15 protein-coding genes are annotated in these 14,185 nt (G+C 70.4%); 5 read left to right on the top strand and 10 right to left on the bottom strand.

Annotation, left to right across the window (positions count from 1 at the left end; genetic code table 11):
- Positions 1 to 157 precede the first annotated feature (157 nt).
- A complete protein-coding gene (locus ACX12L_RS18500; RefSeq protein WP_459263909.1) occupies positions 158 to 1,207 on the top strand; it encodes an ABC transporter substrate-binding protein in 1,050 nt (349 codons plus the stop codon).
- Between the two features lie 110 nt (positions 1,208 to 1,317).
- Complete coding sequence (locus tag ACX12L_RS18495; RefSeq protein ID WP_459263908.1) at positions 1,318 to 1,470, top strand: DUF3096 domain-containing protein; 153 nt, start codon at positions 1,318 to 1,320, stop codon at positions 1,468 to 1,470.
- Positions 1,471 to 1,487: 17 nt separating this feature from the next.
- Here ACX12L_RS18495 and ACX12L_RS18490 read toward each other — a convergent pair whose 3' ends face one another.
- On the bottom strand, positions 1,488 to 3,017 hold the full coding sequence (locus tag ACX12L_RS18490; RefSeq protein WP_459263907.1) for a transglycosylase SLT domain-containing protein: 1,530 nt from the start codon (positions 3,015 to 3,017) through the stop codon (positions 1,488 to 1,490).
- Positions 3,014 to 3,790: a hydroxyacylglutathione hydrolase gene (gene gloB / locus ACX12L_RS18485; protein WP_459263906.1), complete on the bottom strand. Its 777-nt coding sequence runs from the start codon at positions 3,788 to 3,790 to the stop codon at positions 3,014 to 3,016. The genes ACX12L_RS18490 and gloB overlap by 4 nt, the downstream gene beginning before the upstream one ends.
- Here gloB and ACX12L_RS18480 point away from each other — a divergent pair.
- Complete coding sequence (locus ACX12L_RS18480) at positions 3,789 to 4,580, top strand: class I SAM-dependent methyltransferase (protein WP_459263905.1); 792 nt, start codon at positions 3,789 to 3,791, stop codon at positions 4,578 to 4,580. The genes gloB and ACX12L_RS18480 overlap by 2 nt on opposite strands.
- 45 nt (positions 4,581 to 4,625) lie before the next feature.
- Positions 4,626 to 5,072 carry a ribonuclease HI gene (gene rnhA / locus ACX12L_RS18475; protein ID WP_459263904.1) on the top strand — a complete coding sequence of 149 codons (447 nt, stop codon included), beginning with the start codon at positions 4,626 to 4,628 and terminating at the stop codon, positions 5,070 to 5,072.
- Positions 5,073 to 5,082: 10 nt separating this feature from the next.
- On the opposite strand, the gene ACX12L_RS18470 is transcribed toward rnhA, so the two are convergent.
- Genes ACX12L_RS18470 through moaA form a run of 5 tightly spaced genes read right to left on the bottom strand, consistent with a single transcriptional unit; the run spans position 5,083 to position 8,779 of the window.
- Positions 5,083 to 5,415 (bottom strand): thioredoxin family protein, encoded by a 333-nt coding sequence (locus ACX12L_RS18470; RefSeq protein WP_459263903.1) that lies wholly within the window; start codon positions 5,413 to 5,415, stop codon positions 5,083 to 5,085.
- Position 5,416: 1 nt separating this feature from the next.
- Positions 5,417 to 6,775 carry a molybdopterin molybdotransferase MoeA gene (moeA, locus tag ACX12L_RS18465; RefSeq protein WP_459263902.1) on the bottom strand — a complete coding sequence of 453 codons (1,359 nt, stop codon included), beginning with the start codon at positions 6,773 to 6,775 and terminating at the stop codon, positions 5,417 to 5,419.
- Positions 6,762 to 6,995, bottom strand: coding sequence for a GNAT family N-acetyltransferase (locus tag ACX12L_RS18460; protein WP_459263901.1), 234 nt, complete (start codon positions 6,993 to 6,995; stop codon positions 6,762 to 6,764). The genes moeA and ACX12L_RS18460 overlap by 14 nt, the downstream gene beginning before the upstream one ends.
- Positions 6,992 to 7,624, bottom strand: a complete 633-nt coding sequence (gene mobA / locus ACX12L_RS18455) for a molybdenum cofactor guanylyltransferase MobA (protein WP_459263900.1) — start codon at positions 7,622 to 7,624, stop codon at positions 6,992 to 6,994. Before mobA ends, ACX12L_RS18460 begins: the two co-directional genes overlap by 4 nt.
- Before the next feature lie 3 nt (positions 7,625 to 7,627).
- Positions 7,628 to 8,779 carry a GTP 3',8-cyclase MoaA gene (gene moaA / locus ACX12L_RS18450; RefSeq protein WP_459263899.1) on the bottom strand — a complete coding sequence of 384 codons (1,152 nt, stop codon included), beginning with the start codon at positions 8,777 to 8,779 and terminating at the stop codon, positions 7,628 to 7,630.
- Between the two features lie 145 nt (positions 8,780 to 8,924).
- Between moaA and ACX12L_RS18445 the strand changes: the two genes are divergently transcribed.
- Entirely contained in the window at positions 8,925 to 9,767 is an 843-nt protein-coding gene (locus ACX12L_RS18445; RefSeq protein WP_459263898.1) for a type IV pili methyl-accepting chemotaxis transducer N-terminal domain-containing protein, read from the top strand.
- 48 nt (positions 9,768 to 9,815) lie between these two features.
- On the opposite strand, the gene ACX12L_RS18440 is transcribed toward ACX12L_RS18445, so the two are convergent.
- From ACX12L_RS18440 to ACX12L_RS18430, 3 genes are all read right to left on the bottom strand, one after another.
- On the bottom strand, positions 9,816 to 10,373 hold the full coding sequence (locus ACX12L_RS18440) for a DUF2889 domain-containing protein (protein WP_459263897.1): 558 nt from the start codon (positions 10,371 to 10,373) through the stop codon (positions 9,816 to 9,818).
- Between the two features lie 77 nt (positions 10,374 to 10,450).
- Positions 10,451 to 11,884, bottom strand: coding sequence for an aldehyde dehydrogenase family protein (locus tag ACX12L_RS18435; RefSeq protein ID WP_459263896.1), 1,434 nt, complete (start codon positions 11,882 to 11,884; stop codon positions 10,451 to 10,453).
- Between the two features lie 164 nt (positions 11,885 to 12,048).
- Entirely contained in the window at positions 12,049 to 14,130 is a 2,082-nt protein-coding gene (locus ACX12L_RS18430; protein WP_459263895.1) for a sodium-translocating pyrophosphatase, read from the bottom strand.
- Positions 14,131 to 14,185 lie beyond the last annotated feature (55 nt).

Raw genomic sequence — 14,185 nt, 5'->3', positions numbered from 1 at the left:
CCTGCAGGTAATCCGTTGGTACATGGCTGCCGGACGCCCGTGTGGCGCTGGCCCGCATACGTAGTCTCCCGGCAGGGTTCACCCTGATGCCGAACCAAGGTCCATGCGGCACGATTGCTGCACTGCAACATGCAGTGTTCATCGGTGCTTATCGAGGATGTCTTCCCTGTCTGTTACCCGTCGCCAGCTGGGCCGGCTTGGCATGTTGTCCGCAGCTGCCCTGGGCACCCACGCCCTGCTGCGCGCGCAGTCGCGCCCGGGTGCCGCCATGCCGGTGTGCATTGCCGTGGGCGGGCAGGCGGGGCTGTATTACCTGCCGCTCACGGTGGCGCTGGGCCTGGGGTTCTTTCGTGACGAAGGGCTGGACGTGCGGGTCATGGACCATCCCGGTGGCGGGCTGGCGCTGCAGGCGATGCACGAGGGGCTGGCCGATGTGTGCTGCGGCGCGTTCGAGCATGTCGTGCGCCAGCAGTTGCGCGGCGTGGCATACCGCAGCCTGGCCGTGCTCGGGCGGGCGCCGCAACTGGCGCTGGCTGCGTCGACGCGCCATTGGCCGCTCAAGGACATTGCCGGTTTCCGCGGGCTGCGTGTGGGCGTGACGGCACGGGATTCGTCCACGCAGTTCCTGGCGAGTCTGTGGCTGAGCCAGTCGGGGGTGCCGCTCGATGCGGTGCGCTTCGTCGCCGTGGGCAGCGGCGCGGAGGCGCTCGCGGCGCTGCGGCAGGGGAGGGTGCATGCGCTGTGCAATTCGGATCCTCTCATCACCATGCTGGAGCAGCGCGGCGAGGTGCGCCTGCTGGCCGACACGCGCACGCTCAAGGGCACGGTCGAGATGTTTGGCGGAGCGATGCCCGGAGCCTGCCTGTATGCGCCCCAGGACTATGTGCAACGCCATCCGGCCGAGGTGCAGGCGCTTGTCAACGCGCTGGTGCATGCGCTCAAGTGGCTGCAGACGGCCAGCCCCACCGACCTGGCACGCGTGGTGCCGCCGTCCTATCTGCTGGGCGACCGCGGGCGCTATATGGCGGCCTTCTACAAGGTGCGCGAGACCCTGTCGCCCGATGGCCTGATGCCGGAGGACGGCCCCGTCACGGCCGTTCGTGCCGTGGCACGGCTGCAGCCGGAGCTGGCATCGGCGCGGGTGGCGCTGGACAAGACATTCAGCAACGATTGGGTGCGCAAGGCGAAGCAGAAATTCCGGATCTGACGGCGGCGCGGCCTGCATGTGCCATGCGCCTGGGCATGCCCTGCAGCGGCTAAAGTCGGCAGGTAGTCGGCGCGCTGCGCCATGGTTCGAAGCACCACAAGGCTTTCCCCATGTCTCTTCACCTCAGCATTGGCCCCCTGGTTTCCCTGATTGCGGGCATCCTGATTCTGATCATGCCCAAACTGCTCAACGTCATCGTGGCGCTGTACCTGATCGTGATCGGCGTACTGGGGCTGGCGGGGATGCACACGCTGCGCCTGTAACCCCGCAATCCGGTGGTTCAGCGCTTGCGCTTGGACGGTGCTGCGCCGCCCTTGCGTGCCGGGCTGGCCTTGGCCGTCCGGGCAATCGCCTTGCCGGCCTGCTGTTTGCCGGGGGTGCGCGACAGCGCCGTCGCGGTCAGGCGCATGGGCAGGTACATCACCACGCGCTCGCCGGCCTTGAAGCTGCTGGAGACCTTCAGGTCGTTCCAGTCGGCAACGTCCGCGGCGCTGACCTTGTAGCGGCGGGCGATGCTGGCCACGGTGTCGCGCTTGCCGGCGCGCACGGTGGTGCGGCGCGTGACGATCTCGGGTGTGAAGGCGATCTGCCCGTTGTCCGCCACATGGCCGGAGACGTCGGCGCGCGTCGTGGCGGTGCGGGGCACCATCAGGGCCGAGCCGGCCTTGATCATCATGCGTGGCGGTATGTTGTTGAGCTGGCGCAACTCGCCCTCGCTCATGCCGGCACGCTGGGCCGCCGCCGTCACGCTCATGGTGCTGGGCACGGTCCAGACCGTCCAGCTGGCGTACTGGCCTTCGTTATAGGCGGCCAGGTTCTTGCGGAACACCTGGGCGTTGTCCCAGGGCAGCAGGATCTGCGGCATGCCGGCGGCCAGGATCACGGGCTTGTGCAGCGATGGGTTGAGCGCGCGGAAGTCTTCCACGCGTATGCCCGCCAGGTCGGCGACCAGCGACACGTCGATGTCGCGCGTGATCTCCACGCTCTGGAAGTAGGGGTGGTTCTCGATCAGCGGCAGCTCGGTGCTGAACCGGGCGGGGTCGGCCACGATGTTCTTCACCGCCTGCAGCTTGGGTACGTACATGCGCGTTTCGGCGGGCATGGTCAGGTCGGTGTAGCCGGTGTCCAGGCCCTGCTTTTCGTTGCGGGCGATGGCGCGGGCCACGCTGCCTTCGCCCCAGTTGTAGGCGGCCAGTGCGAGGTGCCAGTCGCCGAACATGCCGTAGAGCTTCTGCAGATAGTCGAGCGCCGCACGGGTGGAGGCGAGTACGTCGCGCCGGTCATCGCGAAAGACGTTCTGCTTCAGGTCGAAATAGGTGCCCGTGGCCGGCATGAACTGCCACATGCCCGCGGCCTTGGCGCTGGAGACGGCCTGGGGGTTGAAGGCGCTCTCGATGTAGGGCAGCAGGGCCAGCTCGGTCGGCATGCCGCGGCGCTCCAGCTCTTCGACGATGTGGAACAGGTACTTGCTGGAGCGCTCGGTCATGCGCTGCATGTAGTCGGGCCGGGCGGCATACCACTGCTCGCGGTCGCGCACCAGGTCGGTGTCCAGGTCGGGCATGGCGAAGCCCCGGCGGATGCGGTCCCACAGGTCGGACGGTGCGTTGATGCCGGCCACGGCGCGGCCCTGGGCGGCGCTGGCCGTGATGGGCGTGAGCGGCCCCGAAGGGTAGACCGCGGTGCTGGTGGTGCCGCTGGTGCCGGTCTTGCCGGTGCCGGAAGTGGCGTGGCTGGGGGAGGAGGGGGTGGTGGTGGCGCAGCCGGCCAGCCACAGCAGGCTGGCCAGCCACAGGATGTGCAGGATTCTCATCGGAACTCGTTCTTCCATTGGCGCAGCGCGGCCAGCACGGCCGCGGGTTCGCGCGGATCCACGTGCGCGTCGAAGCCGCGGGCCGCCTGGGCGACGGTGGCTTCGCGCGTGCGCAGAAAGGGGTTGATGGCGCGCTCCGTGTCCATGCGCGAGGGCAGCGTGGGCCGGCCCGCGTGGCGCAAAGACTCGCAGCGGCCGAGGTACTGGAGCAGGGCCTGGTTGCCGGGCTCCACGGCGCACGCGAACTTCAGGTTGGAGAGCGTGTATTCGTGGGCGCAGCACACGCGCGTGTCGCCCGGCAGCGCGGCCAGGGCGTCGAGCGAGGCCTGCATCTGCGCGGGCGTGCCCTCGAACAGGCGGCCGCAGCCGCCCGAGAACAGCGTGTCGCCGCAAAACAGCACGGGCGCGCCGTCCATGTCGGCGCAGTAATAGGCGATGTGCCCCGCCGTGTGGCCGGGCACGTCGATCACCGCAAAGCGCAGGCCCAGCGCGGTGACGGCTTCGCCATGGTGCAGGCGCGTGATGGGCTCGGGCATCGCCTCGCCCGCGGGGCCGTAGACGGCGGCGCCGGTGGCTTCGCGCAGGGCGCTCACGCCGCCCACATGGTCGCCATGGTGGTGCGTGACTAGAATCGCCTGCAGTGACAGCCCCATGCCATGCAGCGCCTGCAATACCGGCGCGGCGTCGCCCGGGTCCACGACGAGTGCATGGCGCGCGTCGTGCAGCATCCAGATGTAGTTATCGGAGAAGGCGGGCAGCGGCAGCAAGTTCATGAGCGGCGAAATTATAGGTTTACACCACTGGTTTGGCTCCCCCCCCGGGCGTTACCTGCTCGCCTGGGAGCAGGAGCGCTACGACGAGCTGGTGGCCGACATCTTCGGCTACCACGCGCTGCAGCTCGGCATGCCGGGCCTGCAGGGCCTGCAGGGCCTGCGCGCCAACCGCATGCCGCACCGCTGGCTGGCGCTGGGCGGCGAAGAGGCGCGGCTGCTGCCGTGCGGGGTGCCGCCCGCCGGTGCGCCGGCCGTGGCCCTGCTGGCCGAGGCCGTGGCCCTGCCGTTTTCCGAGGGCAGCCTGGACCTGGTGGCCATGCCCCACACGCTGGAGCTCAGCGTCGACCCGCACGCGGCGCTGCGCGAGGTGTACCGCGTGCTGGTGCCCGAGGGCAGGGCGGTGATCAGCGGCCTGAACCCCTTGAGCCTGTGGGGCCTGCGCCAGTGGCGCGCGCGGCTGTACCAGCGCTGCGGCGGCGGGGGGCGGCTTTACCTGCCGGACGTGGGAGAGTTCATCACGCCCGGGCGCCTGCGCGACTGGCTGCGCCTGCTGGGGTTCGAGCTGGAGTCGATCAGCTTTGGCTGCTACCGGCCCGCGGCGGCCAGCGAGCGCTGGCTGGAGCATTACGGCTGGATGGACGGGCTGGGCGCGCGCTGGTGGCCGATACTCGGGGCCGCCTACGTGATCGTCGCTGCCAAGCGCGTGCAGGGTATGCGGCTGCTGGAGCCCTCGTGGCGCAAGGCGCCGAAGGCCGCGGCCGCGCAGGTACAGGTCGCGCGGCGGCATTGAGCACCCACCGGGACGGTGGGTTTCTTGTTTCTTCAGGAGTCTTTTTTGAATCAGGTGGTGATCTATACCGACGGTGCGTGCAAGGGCAATCCAGGCCCCGGCGGCTGGGGGGCGGTGCTGCGCTCGGGCGAGTTCGAGAAGGAGCTGTTCGGCGGCGAACTGGGGACCACCAACAACCGCATGGAGCTGATGGCCGTCATCCAGGCGCTGGCGGCGCTCAAGCGCCCCTGCCAGGTGGCGCTCTACCTCGACAGCCAGTACGTGCGCCAGGGCATCACCGAATGGATCCATGGCTGGAAGAAAAAGGGCTGGCGCACCGCGGCGGGCCAGCCGGTCAAGAACGTGGAGCTGTGGCAGCGCCTGGACGAGCTGGCGCACAAGGCGGGCCACCGCATCGAATGGCACTGGGTGAAGGGCCATGCGGGCGACCCGGGCAACGAGCGCGCCGATGCGCTGGCCAACAAGGGCGTTGAGCAGGCGCTGGGGCGGTAGCAGCGGGCTCTCAGGCCTGGGCCGTGATGGTCCGCAGAGCCGCGTGAATGTCCTGCGGATCCTGCGGGCGCACCAGGCGGGCCATCTCCTGGCCGTCGCGCAGGAAGATGAGCGTGGGCCAGAGCTTGACGCGGTAGCTGCGGCCCAGCGGCCGGCCAGGGCCGTCCTCGACCTTGAGGTGCTGCACGCCGTCCTGGTCCTTGAGGGCCTGCTCGATGAGCGGCTGGGCGCGCTGGCAATGGCCGCACCAGGGCGTGCCGAATTCGAGCACGGCGGGGCCTTGCAACTGGTCAACGGCCTCGCGCGTGGGCGGCTGGATGAGGTGGGTGGCGGCAAAGGGCATGTCAGATCACTCCGTCGAACATCATCACGTCCACCATGTCGCCCGCGGCCACGTTGCCTTGCTCGTGGTGCAGCACGATCAGGCCGTTGGCCTGCACCATGGAGCTGAGCACGCCCGAGCCCTGGTTGCCCGTGGTGCGCACCTGCAGCGTGCCGTCGGCCGCCTGGGTGACCAGGCCGCGCTGGTATTCGGTGCGGCCCGCCTTCTTGCGCATGGGCTCGGCGCTGGTGGCGCGCAGCAGCGGCGGCGCGGCTCGCGTGCAGCCCATCATGCGCAGCAGGGCGGGGCGCACGAAGGCCAGGAAGGTGACCATCACCGCCACCGGGTTGCCCGGCAGGCCGAACAGCACGCTGCCGCCGGCCACACCCTGGGTACTTTCGTTTTGATAGCTGCTGACGCTTTTCTGGTGGGCGCTGGAGGCCGTTTTCGCTTGTAATTCCGAACGGATGCGCCCCACGGCCATGGGCCGGCCCGGGCGCATGGCGATGCGCCAGAAGGCCACGTCGCCCAGCTGCCGCATCATGGTGCGCGTGTGGTCGGCCTCGCCCACGCTCACGCCGCCGCTGGTGATGATGGCGTCGGCCTCGGCGGCCGCGCGGCGAAAGGCGGCCTCCAGCAGCGCGGGGTCGTCGCGCACCACGCCCATGTCGATCACCTGCACGCCCAGCCGCGTGAGCAGGCCGAAGACGGTGTAGCGGTTGCTGTCGTACACCGCGCCTTCGCGCGGCGGCTCGCCCAGGCTCAGGATTTCGTCGCCGGTGGAGAAATAGGCCACGCGCAGGCGCCGGTGGACGGTGACCGTCTTGAGGCCCAGGCTGGCCACCAGGCCAATGGCGGCGGGCGTGAGCAGCTCGCCTTTCGGGAGCGCCACGCGGCCCTGCATGAGGTCCTCGCCCAGCAGGCGCCGGTTGTCCCCGCGGCGCAGCACGCCGGCGGCGATATGGATGGTGCCGTCCGGCCCGGCGCTGGTGAGTTCCTGCGGCACCACCGTGTCCAGCCCCGCGGGCATGATGGCGCCGGTCATGATCTTCACGCATTCGCCCGCGCCCACCCGGCCCGTCCAGGCCGCGCCGGCGAAGGCCGTGGGGCCCATGGGGCGCAGCAGCAGCGCCTGGCCGGGCGCGAGCTGCGCGCCGTCGAAGGCATAGCCGTCCATGGCCGAGTTGTCGTGCGGCGGCACGCTGATGGGCGAGACCACGTCGCGCGCCAGCACGCGGCCCAGGGCGTCAAAGATGCCGACCTCCTCGGTCTCGGCGACGGGCGCCACGAGGCGCTGCAGGAAGGCGTTCACGTCGGCCGCGCGCAGCGCCTGCGGGTCGTAGCCCTGCAGTTCGGCGGCGATCTGGTCAATGGTCTTCATGGAGTGCAATGGGTTGTGAGGGAAGGAGCCGCAGCATGTGCAGCTTGTCGTGGCCCACGCCCGCCACCACGATGGCCCGCGGCAGCAGGCCGTAGGGCGTGAAGCCCGCGCGCTGGTACAGGCGCACGGCGTGCGTGTTGCCGGCCGTGGCCGCGAGCACCGGCTGTTCCAGGCCGGCGGTGCGCGGTGCGGCCTTGCCGGCGGCAGGCTCCCGCGTCATGTCGGTCCATGGCCCTCCAGCGCGTGCAGCTCGGCCAGGGTGTTGGCGTTGCGGAAGGCCAGCGGGTCGTCGCCGGGCTGGCCGAAGGCCACGATGGCGCAGGGGTGCTGCGCGGTCCAGCGGTCGATCTTGCGTCCGCCCTCCTGGGTGAAGCGCTCCAGGCTCTCCAGCAGGCTCGTGCGCAGCAGGCAGAACACCGGCTGGGTGCGCACGCGCGTGCCGCCGTCGCCCTCCTGCTCGGGGGCCGCGGCCATGGCGATGTCGGCGCCCTGGGCCGCGGCGGCGGCGGCCAGGCGGCGGGCCAGGTCGGCCGGGAACAGCGGCGTGTCGCAGGGCACGGTGAGCAGCCAGGGGGTCGCGCAGCGCTCCAGCCCGCAAAGAAAGCCGGCCAGCGGGCCGGCATAGTCGGCCAGCCCGTCGGGCCAGACGGGCACGCCGAACGATTCGTAGGCCGGCAGATTGCGGTTGGCGTTGATCATCACGCCGCCCACCTGGGGCGAGAGCCGCATGAGCGCGTGCAGCGCCAGCGGCATGCCGCGGAAGTTCTGCAGGCCCTTGTCCACGCCGCCCATGCGCGAGCCGCGGCCGCCGGCGAGGATGAGGCCCGTGATGTCGTGGGTGTCGATCATTGGTCAGCCACCGATGTAGCTCATTTCTATGCGCCGCCCGCGCTCCTCGCCCTGGTCGGGCGGCAGGCTGGCGCGCAGCTCGGAATAGCGGTCGCCGCGGCCCTGCCAGATGTGGGCGATGGCGGCGCTGATCTGCGCGTCGCTGGCGTCGCCGCGCAGCAGGCTGCGCAGGTCCCAGCCCTGGGTGGCGAACAGGCACAGGTACAGGCGCCCCTCCATGGACAGGCGGGCGCGGTTGCAGTCGCCGCAGAAGGCCTGGGTGACGCTGCCGATCACGCCCACCTCGCCCAGCGACGGGTCGTGGCGGCCGCCGGCGCCCGCGTAGCCCCAGCGCTGCGCGGTCTCGCCCGCGGCGGTGGGCGAGAGCGGCACCAGGGGCAGTTCGGCCTGCAGGTGCGCGATGACCTCGCGCGACGGCACGACCTGGTCCATGCGCCAGCCGTTGGTTGCGCCCACGTCCATGAATTCGATGAAGCGCAGCGTGATGCCGGTGCCGCGGAAGTGCCGCGCCATGCGCAGGATCTCGTGGTCGTTGGTGCCGCGCTTGACCACCATGTTGACCTTGATGGTGCGGAAGCCCGCGGCCTGCGCGGCCTCGATGCCGGCCAGCACCTCGGCCACGGGGAAGTCCACGTCGTTCATGCGGCGGAACACGGCGTCGTCCAGGCTGTCCAGGCTGACCGTGACGCGCTGCAGGCCCGCGGCCTTGAGCGCGCGCGCCTTGCGCGCCAGCAGCGAGCCGTTGGTGGTGAGCGTGAGGTCGGGCACGCGGCCCTCGGTGGTGCGCAGCCCGGCCAGCTGTTCGACCAGCAGCTCCAGGTCCTTGCGCAGCAGCGGCTCGCCGCCCGTCAGGCGGATCTTGTGCACCCCGTGCGCCATGAACAGCCGCGCCAGCCGCGTGATCTCCTCGAAGCTCAGCAGGTCGCCGTGCGGCAGGTAGCGGTAGTGCTTGTCGAACACTTCCTTGGGCATGCAGTAGCTGCAGCGGAAGTTGCAGCGGTCGGTCACGCTGATGCGCAGGTCGCGCAGCGGCCGCGCGCGCGTGTCGTACAGCTCTCCCGTGGCGGGCATGGCGGCCGCGGCGGCGGCCGCCGGCACGGCGGGCCGCAGCGGCCTGCTGCGGTGGTCCACGAGAGGAATGACACGTTCAGCCATGGCCAAATTGTGCCCCATGGGGGGTGTAGGGGTATGCGTATGGGTGTGCAAATTGATGTCGATCAATTGGCGGTGGCGCCGCGTCCGCGCCGGCGTTTGAGCGGCGTCAGTGGCGGCGCGGCGTGCCGGCCGGAGAATCGGGCCCATGCGCGACACCTGCCTCCTTCCCGTCCCGTCCTCCGCGGCCTGCCGCCGCCGTGATCGCCGCCTGATGCTGCGCGTGCTGGGCACCGGCCTGCTGGTGCCGGCGCTGCCGCTGTCGGCGCAGGCGCGCATGGCGCTGGCCACGGCCATCAACCGCACGGCGCGTTTTCGCGCCTTGTCGCAGCGCATGGCCAAGGCCTATGGCCAGCTGTACCTGGACGTGAGGCCGGCGCGCGCCCGCGACGTGCTCGGGGATACGCAGCGCCAGATGCGCTCGGGCTTCGAGGACATGGCGCACCAGGGCTGGCCGCCCGAGGTGGCGCGCCTGCTGGCGGACATGCGCCGCAGCGCGGACCGCCTGGATGCGCTGGCGGAGCAGGCGCCCTCCAGGAATGCCTTCCAGGCCGTGTCGGCGCAGGCCGACCAGATGCTCGCGCTCGCCGACACCGCCACGCAGGCCCTGGAGCGCCAGGCCCAGGCCCCCACGGCACGGCTGGTGAACACCGCGGGCCGCCAGCGCATGCTCTCGCAGCGCATGGCCAAGAACTACGAGCTGGCGGCCGCGGGGCTGGACGGCCGCCCGGTGCGCGAACAGCTGGCGGGCGACGCCGACGAGTTCCAGCGCGCCCTCGCACAGCTGCTCAAGGCGCCCATCTCCACGCTTGCCATCCGCACGGCGCTGGAACTGGGCCAGGCGCAGTGGCTGTTCTTCGATGCCGCCCTCAAGCGCCCGCCCGACGGCCGCGGGCTGGAGGAGGTGGCCACCACCAGCGAGCGCCTGCTGGAGGTGATGGACGGCCTCACCGCGCTGTACGAGGCGGCCCTGCAGGATCTGCTGGGCTGATATTTGAATGAAAAAACCCGCCAGCGCTTGCGTATCAAGCGCTGGTAGCTATCTTTTGAGGAGCTTCTGCGCGCGGCCGTAGAACTGTGGGTAGTGTTCCTTCACGGCCTGGCCGTGAAAGTCCCAGCCCGTGCACTGGCCCAGGTGGCGCGGGGGCTCGTCCCCCTGGCTCTGGAATGCCGATTCGACGCTCTGGAACGTGGCCGTGGCCAGGTTGAACAGCAGTTCACGCATATGGGTGCAGCTGGCCACGCTGCCCAGATGGGTCTGGATGGACTGGCGCCAGCCGCGCGTCATGCTGCAGCCCACCATGGCCTGCAGGGCGCGCTGGGCCTCGGGGCAGCCGGCCAGGGGGTGGGCGTCCATGGCGGATTCGATGGCCTGCACGACCAGGTTGCGGTCCACCGTCACGCGCAGCCACATGTGGTGTATGGGTTCGCCGGCGCGGCGCATCCGGCCGGGGTTGTGGCGCGACGGCAGGTCATATGTCTTGCTGTCGTGCAGTTCGCCTTCGATGTCCCAGAGCCCGTCCTCGCGTTCGAAGCCCTGGTAGGTGATGCGGCGGATGTGTCTGGCGGTGCGGGGGGCGGGCGGGGACAGGGGCATGGAACGGAACGGGGCAGGTCGGGTCGGGGGGACGGACGAAGGCGGGCCGCCGGCGTGCTGCCGGGCCCGCTGGGCAGTCAGCCGTGGCGGATGGCGACGGTCTTGAGCGTGGTGAAGCCGTAGAGCGCCTCGAAGCCTTTTTCGCGCCCGTGGCCGCTCGACTTGACGCCGCCGAACGGCAGCTCCACGCCGCCGCCGGCGCCGTAGTTGTTGATGAACACCTGGCCGCTGGCGATGCGCCGCGCCATGCGGAACTGGCGCGCGCCGTCGCGCGTCCAGATGCCGGCCACCAGGCCGAACTGCGTGGCGTTGGCCAGCTCCACCGCGTGGTCCTCGTCCTGAAAGGCCATGGCCGAGAGCACGGGGCCGAAGACCTCTTCCTGCGCCAGCCGGTGGCCCACGGGCACGTCGCGCAGCAGGGTGGGGGCCTGGTAGTAGCCGGTCTCGGGGGCTTCATCCACTACCACGCCCTGGGCCACCATGGGGATGCCGGCCACCTGCGCGTCCGACAGGAAGTCCCACACGCGCTGCTGCTGCGTCTGGCGGATCAGCGGGCCCACGTCCAGGTCCATGGCGGCGGGGCCCACGCGCAGTTGCTCGAAGGCCTTGCCCAAGCGCTCCAGCAGGGGTTCGTAGATGAGCGAGTCGATGAGCACGCGCGAGCCGGCCGAGCAGGTCTGGCCGGCGTTCTGCACGATGGCGTTGATGACCACGGGCACGGCGGCGTCCAGGTCGGCGTCGGCGAAGATGATCTGCGGGCTCTTGCCGCCCAGCTCCAGCGTCACGGGGCAGTGGCGCTCTGCGGCGGCTTGCTGGATCAGCGTGCCCACCTTGGGACTGCCGGTGAAGCTGATGTGGTGTATGCCCGGGTGGCGCGCCAGCGCGTCGCCTACCTCGTGCCCGTAGCCGGTCACGATGTTGAGCGCGCCCGCGGGAAAGCCCGCCTCGGCCGCGAGCTGCGCCACGCGCAGCAGCGACAGGCAGGCGTCCTCGGCCGGCTTGACCACGCACACGTTGCCCGCGGCCAGGGCCGCGCCCACGCAGCGGCCGAAGATCTGCATGGGATAGTTCCAGGGCACGATGTGGCCGGTCACGCCATGGGGCTCGCGCCAGGTGAGCACGCTGAAGCCGTCCTGGTAGGGGATGGTCTCGCCATGCAGCTTGTCGCAGGCGCCGGCGTAGAACTCGAAGTAGCGCGCCAGGGCGGCGGCGTCGGCGCGCGCCTGGCGCGTGGGCTTGCCGCAGTCGCGCTGCTCGATGGCGGCGAGCTCCTCGGCATGCTCGGTGATCTTGGCCGACAGGCGCTGCAGCAGCCGTCCGCGCTCGGCCGGGGCCAGCTTGCGCCAGACGGTGTCGTAGCACTGCTGCGCGGCCCGCACGGCGGCGTCGATGTCCTCGGCCGTTCCGCGCTGGATCTCGTCATAGGGCTGACCGTCGGAGGGGTCGATCACGGCGATGGTGCGGCCCGAGGCCGAGGCCACGCCCGCGTTGGCGATGTAGTGGAGCTGCATGCGGCCTATTGTGCGGCAGGTGCGCGCGGCGTGCAGGGGCCGGTTGGGCCGTGCCTTCTTCTTCTGCGAGACGGGAGGTCGCCGCCCGCGCTGGCTTGTATATGAAAAAAGCTGCCAGCGCCCATTTACTGGGCGCTGGCAGCTTCTCTTTTGATAGTAAGGTTTCAGCCCGCGTGGAACTTCACCACCAGCGGCACGATGAGCAGCGCCACGATGTTGATGATCTTGATGAGCGGGTTGACGGCCGGGCCGGCCGTGTCCTTGTAGGGGTCGCCCACGGTGTCGCCGGTCACGGCGGCCTTGTGCGCCTCGCTGCCCTTGCCGCCGTGGTGGCCGTCCTCGATGTACTTCTTGGCGTTGTCCCAGGCGCCGCCGCCGGTGCACATGCTGATGGCCACGAAGAGGCCCGTGACGATGGTGCCCATGAGCAGCCCGCCGAGCGCCTTCGGCCCCAGCGCCAGGCCCACGGCGATGGGCACGGCCACGGGCAACAGGCTGGGGACGATCATCTCCTTGATGGCGGCGCTGGTCAGCATGTCCACGGCGCGGCCGTACTCGGGCTTGGCCGTGCCTTCCATGATGCCGGGGATCTCCTTGAACTGGCGGCGCACCTCCACCACCACGCTGCCGGCGGCGCGCCCCACGGCCTCCATGGCCATGGCGCCGAACAGGTAGGGGATCAGCCCGCCGATGAACAGGCCCACGATGACCATGGGGTCGGACAGGTCGAAGCGGACCGCCTGGCCGAAGCTTTCCAGCTTGTGCGTGTAGTCGGCGAACAGCACCAGCGCCGCCAGGCCCGCCGAGCCGATGGCGTAGCCCTTGGTGACGGCCTTGGTGGTGTTGCCCACGGCGTCCAGCGGGTCGGTGATGTCGCGCACGCTGCTGGGCAGCTCGGCCATCTCGGCGATGCCGCCGGCGTTGTCGGTGATGGGGCCGTAGGCGTCCAGCGCCACCACGATGCCCGCCATGGAGAGCATGGACATGGCGGCCACGGCCACGCCGTACAGGCCGGCCAGCATGTACGACACGATGATGGCCACGCACACGAAGAGCACCGGCCAGGCCGTGGAGCGCATGGACACGCCCAGCCCCGCGATGATGTTGGTGCCGTGGCCCGTGGTGGAGGCCTGGGCGATGTGGCGCACGGGCGAATACTGCGTGCCGGTGTAGAACTCGGTGATCCACACCAGCGCGGCCGTGAGCACCAGCCCCGTGGCGCAGGCGCCGAACAGCCGCGCCTGCGCGCCCGTGCCGCCCAGGGCGTTGTCGGGGATCACCCAGGCCGTGACGAACCAGAACGCGGCCAGCGACAGCACGCCCGCGATCGCCAGGCCCCGGTACAGCGCCGGCATCACGTTCTTCATGCCCGGGCTGGCCTTGACGAAGAAGCAGCCGATGATGGACGCGACGATGGACACCGCGCCCAGCGCCAGCGGATAGGCCACTGCCGCCACGGGCGCCGCGCCCACCAGCAGCGCGCCCAGCACCATGGTGGCGATGAGCGTCACGGCGTAGGTCTCGAACAGGTCGGCCGCCATGCCGGCGCAGTCGCCCACGTTGTCGCCCACGTTGTCGGCGATCACGGCGGGGTTGCGCGGGTCGTCCTCGGGGATGCCGGCCTCCACCTTGCCCACCAGGTCGGCGCCCACGTCGGCGCCCTTGGTGAAGATGCCGCCGCCCAGCCGCGCGAAGATGGAGATCAGCGACGAGCCGAACGCGAAGCCGATCAGCGGGTTGAGCAGCGCCGGCAGGTTGGCCGTGGGGGTGAGCCGGCCGTTGCCCACCAGGAACCAGGCGAACGCCGTCACCCCGAGCAGGCCCAGGCCCACCACCAGCATGCCGGTGATGGCGCCGCCGCGGAAGGCGACTTGAAGCGCCGGCCCCATGCCCTGCGTGGCCGCCTGCGCCGTGCGCACGTTGGCGCGCACCGAGACGTTCATGCCGATGAAGCCGCAGGCGCCCGAGAGCACGGCGCCGATGACGAAGCCCACGGCCGTGGTTCCGTCGAGAAACACGCCGATGAGCACGGCCAGCACGATGCCCACCAGGGAAATGGTCTTGTATTGCCGCGCCAGGTAGGCGGCCGCTCCGGTCTGGATGGCTGCGGCGATCTCCTGCATGCGGGCGTTGCCCTGGTCCTTGGCCAGAATCCAGCTGCGCGCCCAGATGCCGTAGACCACGGCAATCAGGCCGCACGCCAGGGCCAGTATGAGCGGGGACGTCAGCGCCGACGGTTCGGTCATTCTCGATCTCCTCAGAACATGGAATGGGTTCTTGGTTACACGGATTGGGAAGCAC

The organism is Alicycliphilus sp. T452, assembly GCF_054512775.1.
Note: the sequence above shows the minus strand (reverse complement) of the source record. Positions and strands in the feature narration are given on the sequence as shown.